Source organism: Streptomyces sp. NPDC001796, from assembly GCF_042892355.1.
In the GTDB taxonomy this organism is placed as follows: domain Bacteria; phylum Actinomycetota; class Actinomycetes; order Streptomycetales; family Streptomycetaceae; genus Streptomyces.
Window position 1 is genome coordinate 29,387 of record NZ_JBIAUC010000032.1, and the last position, 18,320, is coordinate 47,706.

The following is an 18,320-nucleotide window of genomic DNA, read 5'->3' on the forward strand; positions in this document are numbered from 1 at the left end:
GGGATGCGGCCTCGCCGTCAGCGGGCGCTCTCCTCGACTCGTCGCAGCGGAACGTCCAGGCGTTCGGCCAGGTCCTCGACCGAGGTTCCGAAGGTCTCCCGTACGACGGCTCCGCCGGCCCCCACGAGGAAGGTGGCCACCTCGGTGTAGACGCGGCTGACGCATGCCAGGCCGGTCAGCGGATAGGTGCACTGAGGGACGAGCTTGGGGGCTCCGTCCTTCGCGAACAGGGACATCATCACGAAGACGTCCTTGGCACCGATCGCCAGGTCCATGGCACCTCCCACGGCGGGGATCGCGTCGGGCGCGCCCGTGTGCCAGTTGGCCAGGTCGCCGTGCGCCGAGACCTGGAACGCGCCCATCACGCAGACGTCCAGATGTCCGCCGCGCATCATGGCGAACGAGTCGGCGTGGTGGAAGTAGGAGGCCCCCGGTAGTTCGGTGACCGGTATCTTGCCTGCGTTCGTGAGATCGGGGTCGATCTCGTCACCGTGCGCGGCCGGCCCCATCCCGAGCATGCCGTTCTCCGTGTGCAGGATGACGCCCTTCTCGGGTTCCAGATGGTCGGCGACCTTCGTCGGCCGTCCGATGCCGAGGTTGACGAAGGAGCCCGGGGCGATGTCACGGGCCACCAGTGCGGCCACCTCGTCCGCGTCGAGGGGACCACGGTCCAGGTGTTCGGTCGTTCGTGCGGTGTCGGTGGCGAGGATCATGATGCCTCCTGGGCCTGGGCGGCGTGGCTGAGGTCGAGGACGCGGTCGACGTAGATGCACGGGGTGACGACGGACTCCGGGTCGAGTCGGCCGGTGTCGACCACGGAGTGGACCTGGGCGATGGTCAGCTTGGCGGCGGTGGCCATGACCGGGCCGAAGTTGCGTGCGGTCTTTCGGTAGACGAGGTTTCCCATGCGGTCGGCCGTGTGGGCGCCGATGAGGGCGACATCGCCCTTGATCGGATATTCGAGGACGTAGTCGCGGCCGTCGATGGTGCGCCTTTCCCGGCCCTCCGTGAGCATGGTGCCGACACCGGTGGGGCAGTAGAAGGCGCCGATGCCGGCACCCGCCGCCCGGAGCCGTTCGGCGAGGTTGCCCTGGGGCACCACCTCGAGTTCGATACGGCCTTCGCGGTAGAGCCCGTCGAACACCCAGGAGTCGTGCTGGCGCGGGAAGGAGCACACGATACGGCGCACCCGCCCCGCGGCGAGCAGCGCGGCAAGCCCGTGGTCGCCGTTGCCAGCGTTGTTGCTGACGACCGTGAGGTCCTTCGCGCCCTGCCGGATGAGTGCGTCGATGAGGGTGACCGGCATGCCTGCCATGCCGAAACCGCCGATCAGGACGGTCGAGCCGTCCTCGATGCCCGCGACCGCCTCGTCGGCCTCCGCGGTGATGGTGGTGGTGCTCATCGGGCCGCCTCCTCGTTCTCCAGGACGACGGCCAGTGCCTGGCCGACGCCGATGCAGATCGCCGCCACTCCCCAGCGTTCGTTCCGTTCGCGCAGGACATGGGCGAGGGTGCCGAGGATGCGGCCGCCCGAGGCGCCGAGCGGGTGGCCGATGGCGATCGCGCCGCCCTTGACGTTCACGATCGCGGGGTCGATGCCCCAGGCGTCGATGCAGGCCAGGGATTGCACGGCGAAGGCCTCGTTGAGTTCGACGGCGCCCACGTCGGACCAGCCGATGCCCGCGCGCCGCAGCGCCGTCGCGGCGGCCTCGACGGGCGCGTAGCCGAACATCTGCGGCTCCAGGGCGTGCGCTCCGCGTCCGGCGATGCGAGCCAGCGGGTCCCGACCCAGCCGCTCGGCGGCGGGGGCGGAAGCGATGACGACGGCCGATGCGCCGTCATTGAGGGGCGAGGCGTTGCCGGCCGTGATGGTCCCGTCCTTGCGGAACGCAGGCCGCAGCCCGGCGAGCTTGGCCACGCTCGTGTCGGGCCGGATGCCTTCGTCCCGGCTGAGTCCGACCCCTTCGACTGGCACCACCATCCGGTCGTAGAAGCCCGATTCCCAGGCCACGTCGGCCAGTTGGTGGGAGCGGGCGGCGAAGGCGTCCTGCCGTTCCCGCGAGATGCCGAACCGCTCCTGCAGTTGCTCGTTGCACTCCCCGAGGGAGACCGTCCACTCCTCGGGCATGCGCTCGTTGACCAGGCGCCAGCCGAGCGTCGTCGAGACGGCGGTGACGTTGCCGGCCGGGAAGGCCTTCGAGGGCTTGGGCAGCACCCAGGGAGCGCGGGTCATCGACTCGACCCCGCCCGCTATGACGATGCCGGCGTCGCCGGTCTCGACGAGGCGTGAGGCGATCATCGCGGCGTCGAGCCCGGAACCGCAGAGCCGGTTCACGGTCGTCGCCGGGACGCTCACCGGCAGCCCGGCGAGCAGCACCGCCATCCGGCCGACGTTGCGGTTGTCCTCACCGGCGCCGTTGGCGTTGCCCCACACGACCTCGTCGATGTCGGCCGGATCGAGGCCGGGGACGGTGGCGAGGGCGCCCTTCAGGGCCGTGGCCGCCAGGTCGTCCGGCCTGACCTCCGCCAGGGCCCCGTTGAAGCGGCCGAACGGTGTGCGAACTGCCGAATAGACATATGAGTCACCCACCCGAACCATCCTTGTTCGTATAGCGCACAGCTGTTCAATATGCGAATACAGCGTAGGCCCCCGCCCGTGCCGCCACAACCGTGGCTTTCTCGGGACCCTCGTGCGTACCTGCTGTCAGCCCCTCACGTCGGGCTCGTGACGCCCCAGGGCGGGCCCCAGCACATCGGGCTCCGGGGTCGACAGAGCGCCGCGCAGGAAGCGGCGCAGGACGGGCGAGTCCTCGTCCGGACGCCAGCACACGGCTGTCTCGACGACGCCCGTGTGCTGGCGCAGTGGGCGGGGCACCAGGCCGGGCCACACCAGGGCCGTGTGCTCCATCGGCACGAGCGTCACTCCGGCACCGGCCTCGACCAGGGCCAGGGCGTGCGCGACCGACCCGGCCTCGTGGTGGGTGGCGGACGCCTTCGGCGCACCGGACCAGGCCGTCCGCACATGCGCTGCCAGGCCTTCGCCGACCGCGTCGGCGACGACCACCCTGTCGTCCTCCAGCGTCGCCAGGTCGACACGGTCACAACCGGCTGCGGGGTGCCGCTCGGGCAGGACGACGGCGAGGCGGTCGCGGGCGACAACGGCCACCTCCAGACCGCGCGCCCTCCCGCCGGCATGTCGGGCCTGCCCCGGTTCGACCGGGGGGAGGTGCAGCAGTCCGGCGTGCGCCTCACGTCGGTGGACGCGTTCGATGACGTCGGCGTCGGAGACGTCGGTCAGCGCGACGTCGACATCCGGGCCGAGGCGCGGACCGCCGGTCAAACGAGCCAGGAGCCTTGGGGAGACCGTGTGGCCGACCGCGACGGACAGCCGCCCACGTGTGCCCAGGCCGACCGCCCGGACCATCTCCCTCGTCTGCGCGAGCTCGGCGAACAGACGCCGCGCCCGCTCCGCCAGCAGACGGCCCGCCGCCGTCAGCTCCACTCCCTTGCTGTGCCGTACGAGCAACTCGACCCCGAGCTCGCGTTCGAGAGACTGAAGGCGCACGGTGAGGGGAGGCTGCGTCATGTGCAGATGGGCCGCCGCCCGGCTCACGGAGCCGTGGTCGGCGACCGCGAGGAAACACTCCAGCCCGCGCAGGTCCATAGCGCGAGGATATAGCCGGGGTTGCGGATTGGTATTGGACGTATGACGGACGTGTTTCCATACTCACCTCTGTGAGCCGGAACACACGAATCGGCCGCACCGAGCCGCCCGGCGGATCTGTCGACCCGCCGCGAGGTGCGTCGGCGGCACTCCGGACCCTCCCCCATCCACCGCTGTAGAGACGAGGCGGCGTGAGCGAGACGCGAGACACGAGCGACGGAATCCTGACGACGGACGTGCTGGTCATCGGCAGCGGCCCGGCCGGAGGTTCGGCCGCCCTCTTCCTGGCGACATACGGTGTCGACCACATCGTCATCACCAAGTACCGGTGGACCGCCAACACTCCCCGGGCCCACATCACCAACCAGCGCACCGTCGAGATCATGCGCGACATGGGCATCGAGGACGACATCAAGGCCCAGGGCACACCGTCGGACCTCATGGGCGACACCGTCTTCTGCACCAGCCTCACCGGCGACGAGATAGGCCGGGTCCGCACCTGGGGCACCCACCCGGCCCGCAAGGCGGACTACACCCTGGCCAGCCCGTCCGAGAACTGCGATCTGCCACAGACCCTGTTCGAGCCGATCCTCGTCGGCCGGTCCGCCGAACGCGGCAGCCGGATCCGGTTCGACACGGAGTACCTCTCCCTCGTCCAGGACGACACCGGCGTCACGGTGACGGTCCGGGACCGGCTGAGCGGTCACACGTACCCGATCCGCGCCAAGTACGTCATCGCCGCCGACGGCGGCCGCAGCCAGGTCGCCGAGGACGTCGACCTGCCCTTCGAGGGCGAGATGGACCTCGCCGGCAGCATGAACATCGTCTTCCACGCCGACCTGACCCGTCTCGTGGAACACCGGCCCAGTGTCCTGTACTGGGTGCTGCAACCGGGGTCGGAGATCGGCGGCATCGGCATGGGTCTTGTGCGCATGGTCCGCCCCTGGGACGAGTGGCTGGTCGTCTGGGGCTATGACATCAACCAGCCGCCACCCCAGGTCGACGACGCCATGGCGACCAGGATCGTGCACGACCTCATCGGCGACGACACGATCCCGGTCACCATCCGCTCGACGTCCCTGTGGGGCAACAACAGGCGATACGCCACCCGTTACCGCGCCGGCCGCGTCTTCCTCGCCGGGGACGCCGTCCACCGTCACCCGCCGTCCAACGGCCTCGGCTCCAACACCTCCGTCCAGGACTCCTACAACCTTGCCTGGAAGCTGGCGATGGTCCTCAAGGGGCAGGCGGGCGAAGGCCTCCTCGACAGCTACGACGCCGAACGGGCCCCCGTGGGCAAGCAGATCGTGCTTCGGGCCAACAAGTCCATCGAGGAGTTCGGCCCGATCTTCGACGCCCTCGGCGTCAGCTCGGCGCCGGACCCCGAGCAGCAGATCGCCAACATGCGAGCGCGGACCGGCAACACTCCCGAGGCGGCGGCCCAGCGGGCCGCGCTGCTCGACGCCCTGGAGCTGAAGGACTACGAGTTCAACGCGCACGGCGTGGAACTCGGCCAGCGGTACAGGTCCGGTGCCGTGATCGGCGACGGCACTCCGGAGCCCGGGTACACCCGCGACCCCGAGCTGTACTACCACCCGACGACCTGGCCCGGGGCCCGGCTGCCGCACTGCTGGCTGGGCACCGACGGCGGCCGCAAGGTCAGCACCCACGACATCACCGGCAAGGGCCGCTTCTCCCTGCTCACCGGTATCTCGGGTGAGGCGTGGGCCGAGGCCGCGGCGGGCGCCGCACGCTCCCTCGGCATCGAGATCGACGCCCATGTGATCGGTCCCGGCCGCACCCACACGGACCTGTACGGCGACTGGGCGCGCCTGCGGGAGGTCACCGAGTCGGGTTGCGTCCTCGTACGGCCCGACGCGCACGTCGGCTGGCGCGCTCACGAGCTGCCCGCCGACCCGGAGAAGGAGCTCACCGAGGTGCTGGCCCGCCTGCTCGACCGGGCCTGACCCTCACCTTCTCCGCCGCCCGCCCGCCACACCCCACACCGTCGGGGGCGGGGCGGTCGGCGCCAGGACACAGCCCGCCCGCCGTACGCGGCACATCCCCAGACAGAGGAGCGCAGTCGAAGGTGCAGAACTTCACGTACACCGGCCATTCCGCCCGGATCGTCTTCGGATCCGGCACGCTCCAGCAGGTGCGCGAGGAGGTCGAACGACTGGGACACGGCCGGGCCCTCCTCCTGGCCGGCCCCGATCTCGCGGACTTCGGGGACCGGGTCGAGGAAGCTCTCGGCGCCCTGTGCGCGGGGCGGTTCGACGGGGCCGTGATGCACACGCCGGTGGAGGTCACCCGCGAGGCGCTCGCCGTGTTCGAGAAGGTGGACGCGGACTGCGTGGTGGCCGTGGGAGGCGGCTCGACAACCGGACTGGCCAAGGCCCTGGCCGTTCGCACGGGAGCCGACCAGGTCATCCTGCCCACCACGTACGCGGGCTCCGAGGTGACCCCGGTGCTGGGCGAGACGGACGCGGGTGTCAAGACCACCCGTTCCTCGCCGGACATCCTTCCGGAGACGGTGATCTACGATGTGGAGCTCTCCCGGGGGCTGCCCATGTCCGTAACGGTCACCAGCGCGTACAACGCCATGGCCCACGCCGTGGAGGCACTGTACGCGCCCGATCGCAATCCGCTGGTCGACCGTCTCGCCCTGGACTCGATCCGCCGTCTCGCCCGGGGCCTGCGCCGGCTGTCCGAGAGCTCCATCGACGCGGGGGACCCTGAGGCTCGCGCTGACCTCCTCCACGGTGCGTGGCTCGCCGGCACCTGTCTGGCTGCCGTCGGCATGGGCCTGCACCACAAGCTGTGCCACACCCTGGGCGGCAGCTTCGACCTGCCGCACTCCCCCACTCACGCGGTGGTGCTCCCGCACGCCATGGCCTACAACGCTCCCGCCACTCCGGACGTGATGCGGGAGATCGCCGGAGCACTGGACGCCGTTGACGCTCCGCAAGCCGTGTTCGATCTGCTCACCGCATCCGGCGGACCGACCTCCCTGCGCGAACTGGGACTGGCCGAGGACCGGTTGCAGCGGGCGGCGGAGCTGGCGACCGCGTCCCCCTACCCCAACCCCCGCCCGGTCACCCAGGACGGCATCGAGGTGCTGCTGCGCGACGCCTGGGCGGGCGTACGGCCGGCCGGCACGGCCGACGGTCCCCCGGACCTGTCCTGGCTCACGGCCGAGGTGGTCGCCTCCTTCGACGGAACCCCGAACCAGCGACTCAAGCAGTTGCTGACAGACCTGGTTCCCCGGCTCCACGCCTTCGCGGTCGACAACGACCTGACCCAGCAGGAGTGGCAGTACGCCATCGACTTCCTCACTCGCGCCGGACACCTGTGCTCCGACACCCGCCAGGAGTTCGTGCTGCTGTCGGACACCCTGGGAGTCTCCAGTGTCGTCGACATGCTCACCAACTCCCGTAGTCCGCAGACCACTCCGTCGGCTGTGCTCGGCCCCTTCTACGTCGAGGGGCCGCCCGAGCTGGAACAGGGCACCGACATCTCCCAGGACCTGCCGGGCACCCCGCTGTACGTCGACGTCGACGTCCTGGACACGCAGGGCCAGCCTGTCGCGAACGCGGTGGTCGACGTATGGCAGTCGAATGAGGACGGCTACTACGACGTCCAACTCCCGGATCTGGAGGGTCCGGTGCTGCGGGGGCGCCTGCGCACGGACACCGACGGCCGACTGCGTTTCTGGTCCGTCCTGCCCTGCGATTACCCGATTCCCGACGACGGCCCGGTCGGCGACATGCTGAAGGCAACCGGTCGCCACCCCTATCGGGCACCACACCTGCACTTCATGATCAACGCGGAGGGACACCAGCGGCTCATCACCCAGTTGTTCGTCTCCGGCGGGAAGTACCTCGACTCCGATGCGGTCTTCGGTGTGAAGGACGACCTGATCGTGGAGTTCGTGCCGCGCACCGGAACCACGCCGGACGGGCGGGAGATCAACGGGGAGTGGCGCGAGTTGCGGTTCACGTTTCGCATCGCACCGGTCACGCACCAGACACCGGAGTAGCGGTCCTCGCCGCCGCCTGGGACTGCAGCTTGCGCCCGGTGGCCGGCTTGCCGAAGTACAGCCCGGTGTTCGTACCGGTCATGGTGGTCGCCAGGGCGACCTGGTCACCGGAGGCGAAGACGTGCTCCAGGGTGATGGCGGTGTCGGGGTCGCCGACACCTCCGTCGTCGGCCAGGAGGGGATCTTCGGCCCGGTGCTCGCGGTGCGGCGGCCACACGCTCAGCGAGACGGGAGGCAGTGGCCTGGAGCCGACCGTGCTCGACGGGACAGGGAGGGAAGTCAGCCGTTATTTTCTGCTGAAAGCGCCGACCGCCCGAAGGGCGCGTGACAGACGCCCCGCAGCCGATCGCCGACAGGCCCGAGTCGCTTCGACGGGAGGCGCGCATGAAGGACGTCACCCTCCTCTCCGAGGGCTGGAACCTGCGCCACGACGGGTCGCTGCTGCTCGCACAGGTCCCGGGATGCGTCCACACGGACCTGCTCGCCGCGGGGCGCATCCCCGATCCGTTCCTCGGGAGGAACGAGCACGAGGTGGCCTGGGTCGACCGTCGCGACTGGGTCTACAGCCGGTCCCTCGGCCTGCCGGCCACCGCCCACGAGCGAACCGACCTCGTCTTCGAGGGGCTCGACACGGCGGCGGAGGTCACCCTTGACGGCGCCGTCCTGGGACGCACCCGCAACATGCACCGCTCCTACCGCTTCGACGTCTCCGGCCGGGGCGGCGAACTGAGTGTGCTGTTCACCTCGGCCTACACCGAGGCCGCCGCCGTCAGGGACCTGGTCGGCGAGCGTCCCAACGTCTATCCGGAGCCGTCTCCGTACATCCGCAAGATGGCCTGCAGCTTCGGCTGGGACTGGACCCACCGCCGGCATCTGGAAACCGGTTCGGTCAAAGAGCTGGTCCACCGCGCGCATCGACCGGGTCCGGCCCCTGGTGACGGTCGCGGACGGCAGGGGCCGGGTGGAACTGCACATCGAGGTCGAGCGCACCGCATCCGGTGCCACCCGCACCCTGACGGCCCGGGCCACGGTGGCCGGGGCCGAGGCGACGGGCGTCCTGCACGGCGACCGGGCCACCGTCGTCCTCGACGTGCCCGACCCCGAGCTCTGGTGGCCTCGCGGATACGGCGAACAGCCCCTGTACGACGTGGAATTGACGCTGCTCGATGACGAGGCCGGCGAACCAGTGCCACTCGACGTCTGGAGCCGCCGGATCGGTTTCCGCACCCTCCGGCTGGACCGGTCAGAGGACGAGCACGGCACGGGCTTCACCTTCGTGATCAATGGGGTACGCGTCTTCGCGCGCGGGGGTGAACTGGATCCCCGACGACGTGCTGCCCTCCCGCCTCGCCCTGGTGGCCTACCGCCGCCTCCAACAGGCCGCGGCGGCCCATGTCGATCTCGTGCGTGTGTGGGGCGGTGGCCTCTACGAGAGCGACGCCTTCGCCGGCGTCCCCGAGGGGGGACCTCGACGACAGCGAGGGCATCGTCTGCACCGTCCACGGCCCGAAAGCCGGCTACGACCAGGACGACGACCCCGAAGGCCACGCCGAACTCGAAGCGCAGGCCCTCGAAGTGACGACGGATGAGCTGACGTGCACGGCCCAGCCGGTCAGCGGCATGGCGGCGCGCGGACGAGTAGGCCTTGTCGGCGAGGACCACATCCGGCCCGGTACGCGGACGACCGAGCTGTCGCCGAACGCGCAAGCGGCCCATGAGACTGCTGCGGTTGAGTGACAGGCGTTGGGCTCCACAAGGATGTTCGGGATGCGGCGAGTCGTTTTCTCTTAACTTCTTCTGAGATTCGATGTGTCGCGCAGCAGGCGGTCTCCTGCGTCCGCCACCCATGGAGGTCATCGAATGAATCTTCGTCCTTGGGTCGCGGCGTCCCTGGCGGGTGCGGCTATCGTCCTCGTGTCTCCGGTCGGCGTCGCTGCACAGGCTTCTGCGCGGCACGCGTCCGGCTCCCTGCGGCATCATGATGGGGACGGCTACCACGGTCGCCGCAATCCCTGGCGTCACTGCTACAGCCGACGTCGTGTCGTGTTCATCGAGAAGGAAGTGAGGGCGATTCTGACTAACGGCCGACGTGGGCCTGAGGCTCTCGTCCTCGAGGGGACCCCGGCATCCTCGTCCTCGTCGCCGACGGCACCGTGGAGCAGCTTTAGTGTCGCGACGTATCTGGACGTGAATTACCCCACGCAGACCCACAAGCATTATGAGTTCGCTATCAAGGGGTTCTTCAGGGTCCACCCGCTCTTCGTGGTGAAGGCGTTCGACCGCCACGAGCGAGCCTTTTTCTTCCCGGCCGCCCACTGCGACGAGGACGACGAGGACGGTGACCGCAGGGACCGCGGGGACTACCGGGACCGCAGGGGCCACCGGGGCGTGGGAGGCAACGGGGACGAGGGAGACAACCGGGACGGCCGGGACCATTCGCGTCCGCATGGTGGAGCAACTGCTGACGGGAGTGACTCATCCGGCTACCCGCCGCCGCGGAAGGGGGACGACCATCGAAACGGCCAGGGTGAGCAGAAGCCCCTCACCCCCGGGGGCGCCGTTCGCCCTGCTCCGCCTGATGCTGCGACCGCCGGCTGGAGCACCTGCCTTCTGAGCGCCACTCACATCGTGATCGCGGGCGGCGCTTTGCTGATGATCCTAGGAATGCTGGCTGTGGCCTGGCTCCGCCGACATCGTTCTGCCCCGTGACACCCGACCGGAAAAGGAACCGGCGGCACTTTCGGTCCCTGACGTGACGTCGCATCGGGAGCCTGATGTGCTGCCCCACTCGCTGTGCGCACAGGGACGAGAGCGGAGTGGGTCTTCTTCCCTCGGCAGCACCTGCGGTTCACAGCCACCGCAGGTGCGCACCGCCGCCGGTGCCGGTCGCGGTAAGTCTCGGCCGGACTGGTCAAGAGGAACTGCTGCTTGTGGCAGTGGCTGACGTATCCCATGGACTCGGTGTATCCGAGGAACTGGGGGTGTCCGAAGGACTGGGTGTGTCCGAAGGACTGGGGGTGTCCGAGGAACTGGGTGGGTCCGAGGGACTCGGGCGGGGGTCGTGGGGGCAGATCCAATAAGGGCTTTTGATTCCGTAGCTCAGGCCCCACTCCCTGTCGCAGCCGCCCCAGTATGTCCCCACCCAGCCGCAGTAGGGGCCACCGTAGCTGTGACAGTGGTGCACCCATTCCTGCGGGTCCGGATCAGTGAAGGACGGCTGGGGCGATTCGACTTCGCTCTGCGAGATGCGTGGGGCGCTGACCATGCGGACCTGCGTGGCGTCGGAACTCCGGGGCATCCAGTCCGTGAAGAAGAGGGGCAGGCCGATGGCTGAGGCGGAAGCCGCCACCGTTGCAGCAGCGAGAGCGCAGCGGATCAGGCGCATAACTGTTCCTCTCGGCTTTGTGGTCTGTGGCAGGTGTGGCCGAACTCTGTGCACGGGCCGCTGCTGTGAGCGCTGGAGCTGAACGTATGGTTTGGAGATACCCTCGACAACCAGCGAACTGCGAGTCAGGTGGCCTTGCTCCGGTTTATTCACTCGTCCGCCTGCCCGCCTTCGCCATTCCGCGGCAGATGACAGGGCCTCGCCGTTGCTTCAGGCGGTTGATGCACCGTTCGAGGGTGGTGTTGCGCTGCCGGTAGGCAGTCCTGACGAAGGATTGTGGCCCACCGGTACGGAGAACAGCTCGAGGACGGCAACGTGACACCGGCACGGCACCCGTATCCGGCGATGACCATGGCGAGGCGGAAGGCGCCCCGGAGAATGGAGGCCATCTTGCCGCCCGGAACGAGTCCGGCACGCAGGCGGCGATGACGCCGGCGATGAGCAGCCCGACGACCAGGTCGCGCCGGCTTGCCGCCCGGGCATCCGCCGGCTCGTCCCGGAGTTCTGAACCACCCCCGATTTCAGTGCCGGCGGTTTTGTTTTCGACTCGCACCCTTTCATCTCAGGACGCAATGCGACATTCATCACGTATTGGAATTGTTAAGCAAAGCCCCGCGCGTCCTTTATTGTGGTTCGACACCAGGCACAAACATGGATGTACTGGTCATCTCCTACGAGAGCGGGGGATCAGCGGCTGGGCGATGGAGCCCGCCGCGTGACCGACCCTCGGAGCGACCGGTAACCCCTGGGCGCTGACGTGCAGGGACGCAGATCTCCAGCGGACCCTGACTGCGGACGCCGACGTGCCGTCGACCGGCAGCGCGCCTGCGCTCGGCCCTGCCAGCGCATCGACGTGACCAGTACCGACACCGATTCCGGCACCGAGTGGCGCCGACGGAGGTAGATCTGTGGCATCGGCCAGAATCAAAGGGGTGACGGCAGCCGCCATCACGGCGGCGATCTCGGGAGCCGTGCTCACGGCGTGCGGGCCGCACGCGGGCGGGCACCTGGCCCAGAGCTCACCCAGCAGCGTGACTCCCCCGGCGAAGCCCGCCTCTCCCGGGCCGCACCCGCCCTCCCAGGCGCCGTCGCCCTCGTCGGCTTCCCCGTCCGCGCCGGTACCGGGCGGCGCCGCAGGAGGAACGCAGTCCGGCCGCACCGGAGGCTCCGCCGCAGTGCCGTCCGGGCCTGCCTCGCAGCCCGGCCCGGCGCATACCTACGCGCAGCTGCCGAGCGCCCCGGCGGGCTCCGACATGGTGGTCGGCCACGGGGTCGTGGGCGGCGGCAAGTCCGTAGCGCTCACCTTCGACGACGGCCCGGACCCGCGGTGGACCCCGCAGGTGCTGGCGCTCCTCGCCCAGCACCACGCAAAGGCCACCTTCTGCGAGATCGGGCCGCTCGCCCAGAGGTACCCGTACCTGACCAGTGCGATCGTCGCGAATGGGGACCGGCTGTGTGACCATTCGGTCCATCACGACGAGCAGCAGAGCCGCAAGCCGGTCGAGTACAACATCCGCGAGATCGTCGACGCCAAGCGCGAGATAACCAATGCGGCGGGCGATGGTGCGAAGCTGATGTACTACCGGGCACCCGGCGGCGACTGGAGCCCGACGATCCGGGCGATAGCCGGCGCCAACCACCTGCAGCCGCTCGGCTGGAGCGACGACGCCAACGACTGGCGGCGCCCGGGCGTGGACGGCATCCTCCGCAACATCAACCAGGACTTGCGACCCGGCACGATCATCCTGATGCACGATGGCGGTGGTGACCGCTCGCAGACGGTGCAGGCCCTCGCCCGCCTCCTCAACCAGTTGGACGCTCAGGGCTACAGCTACGGCTTCCCCGCCTGAGACGCCGACCTGGCCGGCTGTCCGATGACGGCCCTCTCAGTTGCGGGGCGGCGTCCAGGAAAGAGTGCGCACCGGCATTGGAGAGTCTGCCCGGGAGGCCGCGTTCGTGGGCCCACGAACGCGGCCTCCCGGCCGCTGCTCACCGTCCCGGCCCGCGCTGCGGGCCCATCGACGGAGGTCGGCCGCTGCGCGGTTCAGCCGAGGGACTGCAGCAGTTCGTTGCACGCCTGCTCGCACGAGCGGCAGGCTTCGGCGCAGACGCGGCAGTGGTCGTGCTGGTCAGCGTGGGAGGCGCACTCGTCGGCGCAGGCTTTGCACGCCGTGGCGCAGGCGGTAAGGATCACGCGGGTGATGTTGGCGTCGTAGCCCGTGTGGCGGGACAGGACGGCGGCGGTGGCGTTGCAGACGTCGGCGCAGTCCATGTCGGTGCGGATGCACTTGGTGAGCTCGCCGACCATGCCTTCGGACAGGCAGGCGTCCGCGCACGCCGTACACGCCTGGGCGCAGGCGATGCACTCCTCGATGCAGCGGGTGAGCTTGTCGCGGTCGACGTCGCCAAGATCGGCCGGGTAGGTGGCGAGCATGTCCTTCACGCTGGTGGTCACGGTGATACCTCCTTCTCCTGGTCGCCGGAGGCGGCACACCGGGTGGGACATGCCGCTCAACCCCCGACTCTTGTCGACTCACCCACCACAACCGGGGCAAACGGGACCGGCCCGGGCCATGGGGTCCGGGCCGGGCGGGAGCGCAGCGGCCGTCAGCGGTAGGCCCGCACGACGGCACGCCCCTTGCCCGCCATGACGGTGTTGTCGATCAGTTCCATCACGGGGACGGACACCGTGTCCGCGGCCGAAGCGCCTTTCAGCGCCTGGCGGACCGGCAGACCGGCGCGCAGCACGCCCCACATGGTCGGCGCGTGGCCGAAGACCAAGGTCAGCGCGATGGACATGACGACGGTGGCGGCAGAGCAGACCGACAGTGGTGCCGATCACCATGCCGAGGACTTCGCCGGTGGTGCGGCCCGTCAGGCAGTCCGCGCCGCCTGCGCGGCGGAGCGTCAGGAAGAACCGAGGACGCGGTGATCGTGACCGGCATGGTGCACGTGCTGGTAACAGCACAGGCAGGAAGGCGTTGCCGCCGAAGATGTCGCTGACGGCGAGCTGGTAGTCGCCCAGTCGAAGGCCCCCTTCGGGCACAAAGCGATGACCCGAAGGGGGCCCTGCACGGGGGCCAACGCTGTTCTCACCTGCTGCTCTCCACTTCCTCGATGGCGGAGCTCCGAGAAGCCGGTGGGTGCTGGCGTCCGTGGGTCGCGGGGGTGAGGCTGGAGGCGAGCAGCAAGACACTGGCGTGCCGATCATCACCCCGGCCCCGCCTGCCTGTCTGTCTGACCGTGCGGTCACGATGATCGGCAGTCGGGCAGGCGATCTACCGGCTGGGCGAGAAGGCCACCGACGAGGGCACCGTCACCGCTGCGTCGGCGCAGCGCCGCCCAGTCCTCGCCAGTAAGCGAATAGAGCGAGGGGCTGGAGGTAGCAATGGCGATCCTCGCACTTCTTCTGCTTGTCACCGCCATGATCTTGGTATTGGTCGGCACGCTCGTGCTCTTCATCGGCGCCCTCCTGGCCCTGGTGGCCGTAGTCCTGGCCGCCATCGGCGGATTCCTGATCTTCATGGGCATGGCCATGCTCGCGGCGGGAACCCTCTTCCTGATCCGACGAGCACTGAGGCGGATGCGTGGGCGGGACGAAAGGCATTAGGCGACGTCCCGGCACCCGCCGATCTCCCGCGCCGACGTTGCCGCACTGTCGGCGGTATGCACGCTCGGCGGCCGGGGTACGCGTAGGGCGAACAAGCTGTATCCGAACGGCCGAGAGACGACGAAAGAGCCACATGGTCTTCCCGCTTAGGAAGCAGGCGGCAGACGAGCACGGCACGGGTGAGCACGCCACGCTGCGCTACAGCACGGCCTGGGCCGGCGGCGCCGCCCGCGCCGCGGACGCGCGCCGGGCACTGCGCGCCTTCCTCGCCCACGCCCCGCATTCCGGGCGCGCCCCGGCGCCCGAACCTGTCGTCCTGGACGCCGAGCTTGTCGTCAGCGAGCTGATAGCGAACGCCATCCGGCACGCCCCCGGTCCCTGCGGACTGGTCCTGCAGCTCTCCGATGACGAGCTGACGATCACCGTGTGGGACACCTCCGCCGAAGAACCGGTTTTCCGGAGGCCCGATCGGCACCGCGTCGGCGGCCACGGACTGCACCTGGTACGCGCGGCCAGCAGCAAGGTGAGCGTCATACCCAGCGCTGCGGGAAAGCAGATCACCGCCCATCTGCGCCTCGACAAGAACGACAGCCACACTGCCATCGACCGGACCGTCCTGCCCGCCTCCCTGGCGGACGGAACACCCCAGAGTGACTGACCCAGAAGCTCACCGCCCAGCCCCGGCCGGCCCGCCGGTGCCCCAAGCAGACGCCTACGCCTCGAAGTCCTCGGTCCTGTGATGGCGCCGGTGAGCATGTTGGTCGCCGCTTACCGGCGAGCCGACCTCACGCCGAGCAGGTCCTTCCGCCGAGTGCCACGTCCGCGGGGACGCGACGGGACGGCGAGCACGGGTGCCTTGTCAGCGGATCACGTCAAAGACGTTCTTCTGCAGGCCGTTGGCGTAGGCCTCGTGCTCGACCAGCTTCAGCTTCTGGGTGTCCTTGTCCGTTGCACTGAACAGACGCTTGCCCGCGCCGAGCAGGAGGGGGAAGACGAGCAGGTGGTAACGGTCGATCAGACCGGCGTCCGAAGGGCTGTGGTTCAGTGCGGCGCTGCCGTGGACGATGATCGGGCCGCCTTCGGTCTCCTTCAATGCGGCGACCTCGTCGATTGAGCGCAGGATCGTGGTCCTGCCCCAGTTCGATACCAGGTCGTCTTCGGTGAGGGTGGTGGAGACGACGTACTTCGGCATCGTCTTGTAGCCGGCGAAGTCCTCCATGTCGGGCCACACCGGGCTGAACGCCTCGTAGCTGACCCGGCCCAGCAACATGGCGGTGGCTTCCTTCTGCTCCCGGCCCTTGATGTCGAATGCCTCGGGGAGGAACTCGACATGCTTGAAGGTCCACCCTGAGTTCCGGTAACCGGGCTCGCCGCCCGGGGCCTCCACGACGCCGTCGAGCGAGACGAAGGCGGTGCTGATCAGAGTACGCATCTACGGTTCCTCGGCATCTCGTGTCTGGTTCTCGGCAGGTTCGGCCGGTGCACGCTTCGACCACACTCGCGGCTGCAGCGCACCAAGCATGTTCTATGACTGCGGAACACGGAGAAACTCATCGGCCGTCCGCCCGGCTCCTCCCGGCAGCCTCCGGGATCCGGACCGCCCCGGGCAGCCACACACGTGTCCGACCGCGAGACCTACCAGCAGCGCAACAGTGACGAGCGGTGACCAGCGCCTGGCTCAGACGTGCGGAGGCAGAACACGCCGCCCCACACCGCCCGCGGCGGCGGCCGCTGGGCGGAGTGCGGATGTCGCCGATCCCGGTCCTGCCGTTCGCTGGGTGGTAATGGCCGACGGCCAGCGGGGTGCCGTCCGAGGAGGGGGCAGCGACGACGTTTCCACCGGACGTGATGAACGATCCTCCCGCGCCGACCCCGGCATGTCGCGCGTTCGGCCTACGGCACCGGACTCCGGCAGGTGATCGTGGCCGCCGTGGTGCAGGCCCGACGCGGGTGGATCGACGTGACCAGTCGCCCCGCCCCTGCAACGCGACCCTCCACGTGCGTCTGAGTGCGTCTGCCACAAACGGAGTCTGATCAGCTGTTCTCCGGCAGGACGCGCGGGAATGCCGGGCCGAGACCACCCACATGTCACTCGAGATCCTGCACCGGTCGCGGCACCGGGCCGGGGTGGGCATGCTGGTATGAGCCCGAGTGCCGAGCTCGCCGCAACGGGAGGGGATCCACAGCGCCCTGATCGCGCGATCCCCGGGTCCCCTGATGCCGTGGGCCCTCAGCCAAGTGACACCATCAATGTCAGGAGCGACATCCATGACAGCACGTGCCCGAGCGCGCAGAGGTCGCCGCTCAACAGCCCTGCGCACCGCGGTGCCGATGGTCACCATGATGCTGGCCGTGGTCGCCTGCGGTGTACCGGCTTCGCAGGTGAGCCCGGGGAACTCACCCGAGTCCGCCACCACCGGCCATGGCGCCGGAACCCGCGGCGCCAGTGTCATGCCCTCGGCCGCCTCCTGCACCGACCAGCTGTTCTCCGGTATGACCACGGCCCAACGCGTCGGGCAGCTCTTCATGGGCGGGATCTCCGCGGCCCGTCCCGACCAGGCCCAGTTGCGTGTCCTGCGCGACAACCACGTGGGGTCGATCATGCTGACCGGGCGAAGCAGTGCCGGTGTCAAGGCGACCAGGAGCCTGGTGGACGGTCTCCAGCGACAGGCGGACCAGGTCGCCGGCCGGCGGGTCGGGATCCTGGTCGCCACCGACCAGGAAGGCGGCCATGTGCAGGTACTGAGCGGTCCCGGCTTCGCGGCCATACCCAGCGGGCTGACCCAGGGAAGCTGGTCGACCGCAACCCTGCGGACCCGGGCCGCCCAGTGGGCCGGTCAGCTCAAGGCCGCCGGAGTCGGCCTCGACCTGGCTCCCGTCGCCGATGTCGTCCCGGCCGGCCTGGGTACCCGCAACGGCCCGATCGGCCGCTACTTCCGTGAGTACGGCAACACCCCGGACACGGTGGCCTCGCACAGCGGCGCCTTCGCCGCCGGCTTCGCGCAGGCGGGTGTGATGACCACCCTCAAGCACTTTCCCGGGCTGGGTCAGGTGCTCGGGAACACCGACACCACGGCCAACGTCGTGGACTCGGTGACGACCGCTTCCAGCGCCAGTCTCACGCCCTTCCGGAACGGGATCAGGTCCGGTTCGCCGTTCGTGATGGTCTCCCTGGCCAAATACACGAAAATCGACTCCACGCATGTGGCGGCCTTCTCGCCGACGGTCATCGGCCGGCTGCTGCGCACCCAACTGGGCTTCAAGGGCGTGGTCATCTCCGACGACCTCGGGCAAGCGGTCGCCGTGCGGTCATACACGCCGGCGCAGCGGGCGCTGAACTTCCTTTCTGCGGGCGGGAACATGATCCTGACGGTGCAGCCGAGCACCGTTCCGGCGATGACACAGGCGGTCCGGACCAGGATGCAGCAGGACGCCTCCTTCCGCGCCAAGGTGAACGACAGCGTGCACCGGATCCTCGCCGCCAAACTCCAGGCCGGCCTGCTCACCTGTCGCTGAGCGAACTCGCACCGTGAGCTGCCCCGAGTTTCGTGGAGTCCGGTGATCTTGTTTTAGGCGGACTGGGGGGTGGCTTCCTGTTGTCGCCACCACTCGCGTTCGTACTC

17 protein-coding genes and 2 pseudogenes are annotated in these 18,320 nt (G+C 69.3%); 10 read left to right on the forward strand and 9 right to left on the reverse strand.

Translation table 11 applies throughout. The features are described 5' to 3' along the window. Window positions 1-17: 17 nt before the first annotated feature. The 4 genes from ACFYZE_RS35055 to ACFYZE_RS35070 form a co-directional block, all read right to left on the reverse strand. Entirely contained in the window at window positions 18-713 is a 696-nt protein-coding gene (locus tag ACFYZE_RS35055) for a 3-oxoacid CoA-transferase subunit B (protein WP_389003417.1), read from the reverse strand. Beyond that, the gene (locus tag ACFYZE_RS35060; RefSeq protein WP_389003420.1) at window positions 710-1,402 is read right to left on the reverse strand and encodes a 3-oxoacid CoA-transferase subunit A; all 693 of its coding nucleotides are present in this window, start codon (window positions 1,400-1,402) and stop codon (window positions 710-712) included. The genes ACFYZE_RS35055 and ACFYZE_RS35060 overlap by 4 nt, the downstream gene beginning before the upstream one ends. Beyond that, window positions 1,399-2,598: a thiolase family protein gene (locus ACFYZE_RS35065; RefSeq protein WP_389003423.1), complete on the reverse strand. Its 1,200-nt coding sequence runs from the start codon at window positions 2,596-2,598 to the stop codon at window positions 1,399-1,401. Before ACFYZE_RS35065 ends, ACFYZE_RS35060 begins: the two co-directional genes overlap by 4 nt. 105 nt (window positions 2,599-2,703) lie before the next feature. Continuing rightward, window positions 2,704-3,663, reverse strand: coding sequence for a LysR family transcriptional regulator (locus tag ACFYZE_RS35070; protein WP_389003426.1), 960 nt, complete (start codon window positions 3,661-3,663; stop codon window positions 2,704-2,706). 191 nt (window positions 3,664-3,854) lie between these two features. Between ACFYZE_RS35070 and ACFYZE_RS35075 the strand changes: the two genes are divergently transcribed. After that, window positions 3,855-5,630: an FAD-dependent oxidoreductase gene (locus ACFYZE_RS35075; RefSeq protein WP_389003429.1), complete on the forward strand. Its 1,776-nt coding sequence runs from the start codon at window positions 3,855-3,857 to the stop codon at window positions 5,628-5,630. A gap of 122 nt (window positions 5,631-5,752) precedes the next feature. After that, window positions 5,753-7,702: a maleylacetate reductase and hydroxyquinol 1,2-dioxygenase domain-containing protein gene (locus ACFYZE_RS35080; RefSeq protein WP_389003432.1), complete on the forward strand. Its 1,950-nt coding sequence runs from the start codon at window positions 5,753-5,755 to the stop codon at window positions 7,700-7,702. Here the strand turns inward: ACFYZE_RS35080 and ACFYZE_RS35085 are convergent. After that, window positions 7,680-7,919 (reverse strand): ester cyclase, encoded by a 240-nt coding sequence (locus tag ACFYZE_RS35085; RefSeq protein ID WP_389003435.1) that lies wholly within the window; start codon window positions 7,917-7,919, stop codon window positions 7,680-7,682. The two genes, ACFYZE_RS35080 and ACFYZE_RS35085, sit on opposite strands and share 23 nt — an antisense overlap. Before the next feature lie 167 nt (window positions 7,920-8,086). Between ACFYZE_RS35085 and ACFYZE_RS35090 the strand changes: the two are divergent. From ACFYZE_RS35090 to ACFYZE_RS35100, 3 genes and pseudogenes are all read left to right on the forward strand, one after another. After that, window positions 8,087-9,147 (forward strand): annotated as a pseudogene (locus ACFYZE_RS35090) (glycoside hydrolase family 2 protein); the annotation flags it as partial. Further along, window positions 9,122-9,439 (forward strand): hypothetical protein, encoded by a 318-nt coding sequence (locus tag ACFYZE_RS35095; RefSeq protein WP_389003474.1) that lies wholly within the window; start codon window positions 9,122-9,124, stop codon window positions 9,437-9,439. The pseudogene ACFYZE_RS35090 and the gene ACFYZE_RS35095, both read left to right, overlap by 26 nt. Before the next feature lie 306 nt (window positions 9,440-9,745). Next, the gene (locus tag ACFYZE_RS35100; protein ID WP_389003438.1) at window positions 9,746-10,411 is read left to right on the forward strand and encodes a hypothetical protein; all 666 of its coding nucleotides are present in this window, start codon (window positions 9,746-9,748) and stop codon (window positions 10,409-10,411) included. Between the two features lie 872 nt (window positions 10,412-11,283). Here ACFYZE_RS35100 and ACFYZE_RS35105 read toward each other — a convergent pair. Continuing rightward, a pseudogene (locus ACFYZE_RS35105) lies at window positions 11,284-11,379 on the reverse strand (IS5/IS1182 family transposase); the annotation flags it as partial. Window positions 11,380-12,019: 640 nt separating this feature from the next. On the opposite strand from ACFYZE_RS35105, the gene ACFYZE_RS35110 reads away from it, so the two are divergent. Beyond that, complete coding sequence (locus ACFYZE_RS35110; protein WP_389003441.1) at window positions 12,020-12,937, forward strand: polysaccharide deacetylase family protein; 918 nt, start codon at window positions 12,020-12,022, stop codon at window positions 12,935-12,937. A gap of 194 nt (window positions 12,938-13,131) precedes the next feature. Here ACFYZE_RS35110 and ACFYZE_RS35115 read toward each other — a convergent pair whose 3' ends face one another. Together ACFYZE_RS35115 and ACFYZE_RS35120 are read right to left on the reverse strand one after the other, a co-directional pair. Further along, window positions 13,132-13,542 (reverse strand): four-helix bundle copper-binding protein, encoded by a 411-nt coding sequence (locus ACFYZE_RS35115; RefSeq protein ID WP_389003444.1) that lies wholly within the window; start codon window positions 13,540-13,542, stop codon window positions 13,132-13,134. Window positions 13,543-13,694: 152 nt separating this feature from the next. Next, window positions 13,695-13,886, reverse strand: coding sequence for a DUF4396 domain-containing protein (locus ACFYZE_RS35120; RefSeq protein ID WP_389003447.1), 192 nt, complete (start codon window positions 13,884-13,886; stop codon window positions 13,695-13,697). On the opposite strand from ACFYZE_RS35120, the gene ACFYZE_RS35125 reads away from it, so the two are divergent. The 3 genes from ACFYZE_RS35125 (at window position 13,879) to ACFYZE_RS35135 (ending at window position 15,355) form a co-directional block, all read left to right on the forward strand. Next, the gene (locus ACFYZE_RS35125) at window positions 13,879-14,019 is read left to right on the forward strand and encodes a hypothetical protein (RefSeq protein ID WP_389003450.1); all 141 of its coding nucleotides are present in this window, start codon (window positions 13,879-13,881) and stop codon (window positions 14,017-14,019) included. The two genes, ACFYZE_RS35120 and ACFYZE_RS35125, sit on opposite strands and share 8 nt — an antisense overlap. Window positions 14,020-14,475: 456 nt before the next feature. Beyond that, a complete protein-coding gene (locus ACFYZE_RS35130) occupies window positions 14,476-14,697 on the forward strand; it encodes a hypothetical protein (RefSeq protein WP_389003453.1) in 222 nt (73 codons plus the stop codon). A 133-nt stretch (window positions 14,698-14,830) separates the two neighbouring features. Next, on the forward strand, window positions 14,831-15,355 hold the full coding sequence (locus ACFYZE_RS35135) for an ATP-binding protein (RefSeq protein ID WP_389003456.1): 525 nt from the start codon (window positions 14,831-14,833) through the stop codon (window positions 15,353-15,355). A gap of 201 nt (window positions 15,356-15,556) precedes the next feature. Here ACFYZE_RS35135 and ACFYZE_RS35140 read toward each other — a convergent pair whose 3' ends face one another. Continuing rightward, complete coding sequence (locus ACFYZE_RS35140; protein ID WP_389003459.1) at window positions 15,557-16,129, reverse strand: dihydrofolate reductase family protein; 573 nt, start codon at window positions 16,127-16,129, stop codon at window positions 15,557-15,559. An 836-nt stretch (window positions 16,130-16,965) separates the two neighbouring features. On the opposite strand from ACFYZE_RS35140, the gene ACFYZE_RS35145 reads away from it, so the two are divergent. Beyond that, window positions 16,966-18,213 (forward strand): glycoside hydrolase family 3 N-terminal domain-containing protein, encoded by a 1,248-nt coding sequence (locus tag ACFYZE_RS35145; protein ID WP_389003462.1) that lies wholly within the window; start codon window positions 16,966-16,968, stop codon window positions 18,211-18,213. Window positions 18,214-18,320 lie beyond the last annotated feature (107 nt).

Bases quoted from the DNA above. Each gene is read 5' to 3' on its own strand.
- ACFYZE_RS35055 (WP_389003417.1), bottom strand. From the start codon at position 713: ATGATCCTCGCCACCGACACCGCACGAACGACCGAACACCTGGACCGT.
- ACFYZE_RS35060 (WP_389003420.1), bottom strand. From the start codon at position 1,402: ATGAGCACCACCACCATCACCGCGGAGGCCGACGAGGCGGTCGCGGGC.
- ACFYZE_RS35065 (WP_389003423.1), bottom strand. From the start codon at position 2,598: ATGGTTCGGGTGGGTGACTCATATGTCTATTCGGCAGTTCGCACACCG.
- ACFYZE_RS35070 (WP_389003426.1), bottom strand. From the start codon at position 3,663: ATGGACCTGCGCGGGCTGGAGTGTTTCCTCGCGGTCGCCGACCACGGC.
- ACFYZE_RS35125 (WP_389003450.1), top strand. From the start codon at position 13,879: ATGGACATGACGACGGTGGCGGCAGAGCAGACCGACAGTGGTGCCGAT.
- ACFYZE_RS35120 (WP_389003447.1), bottom strand. From the start codon at position 13,886: ATGTCCATCGCGCTGACCTTGGTCTTCGGCCACGCGCCGACCATGTGG.
- ACFYZE_RS35130 (WP_389003453.1), top strand. From the start codon at position 14,476: ATGGCGATCCTCGCACTTCTTCTGCTTGTCACCGCCATGATCTTGGTA.
- ACFYZE_RS35135 (WP_389003456.1), top strand. From the start codon at position 14,831: ATGGTCTTCCCGCTTAGGAAGCAGGCGGCAGACGAGCACGGCACGGGT.
- ACFYZE_RS35140 (WP_389003459.1), bottom strand. From the start codon at position 16,129: ATGCGTACTCTGATCAGCACCGCCTTCGTCTCGCTCGACGGCGTCGTG.
- ACFYZE_RS35145 (WP_389003462.1), top strand. From the start codon at position 16,966: ATGACAGCACGTGCCCGAGCGCGCAGAGGTCGCCGCTCAACAGCCCTG.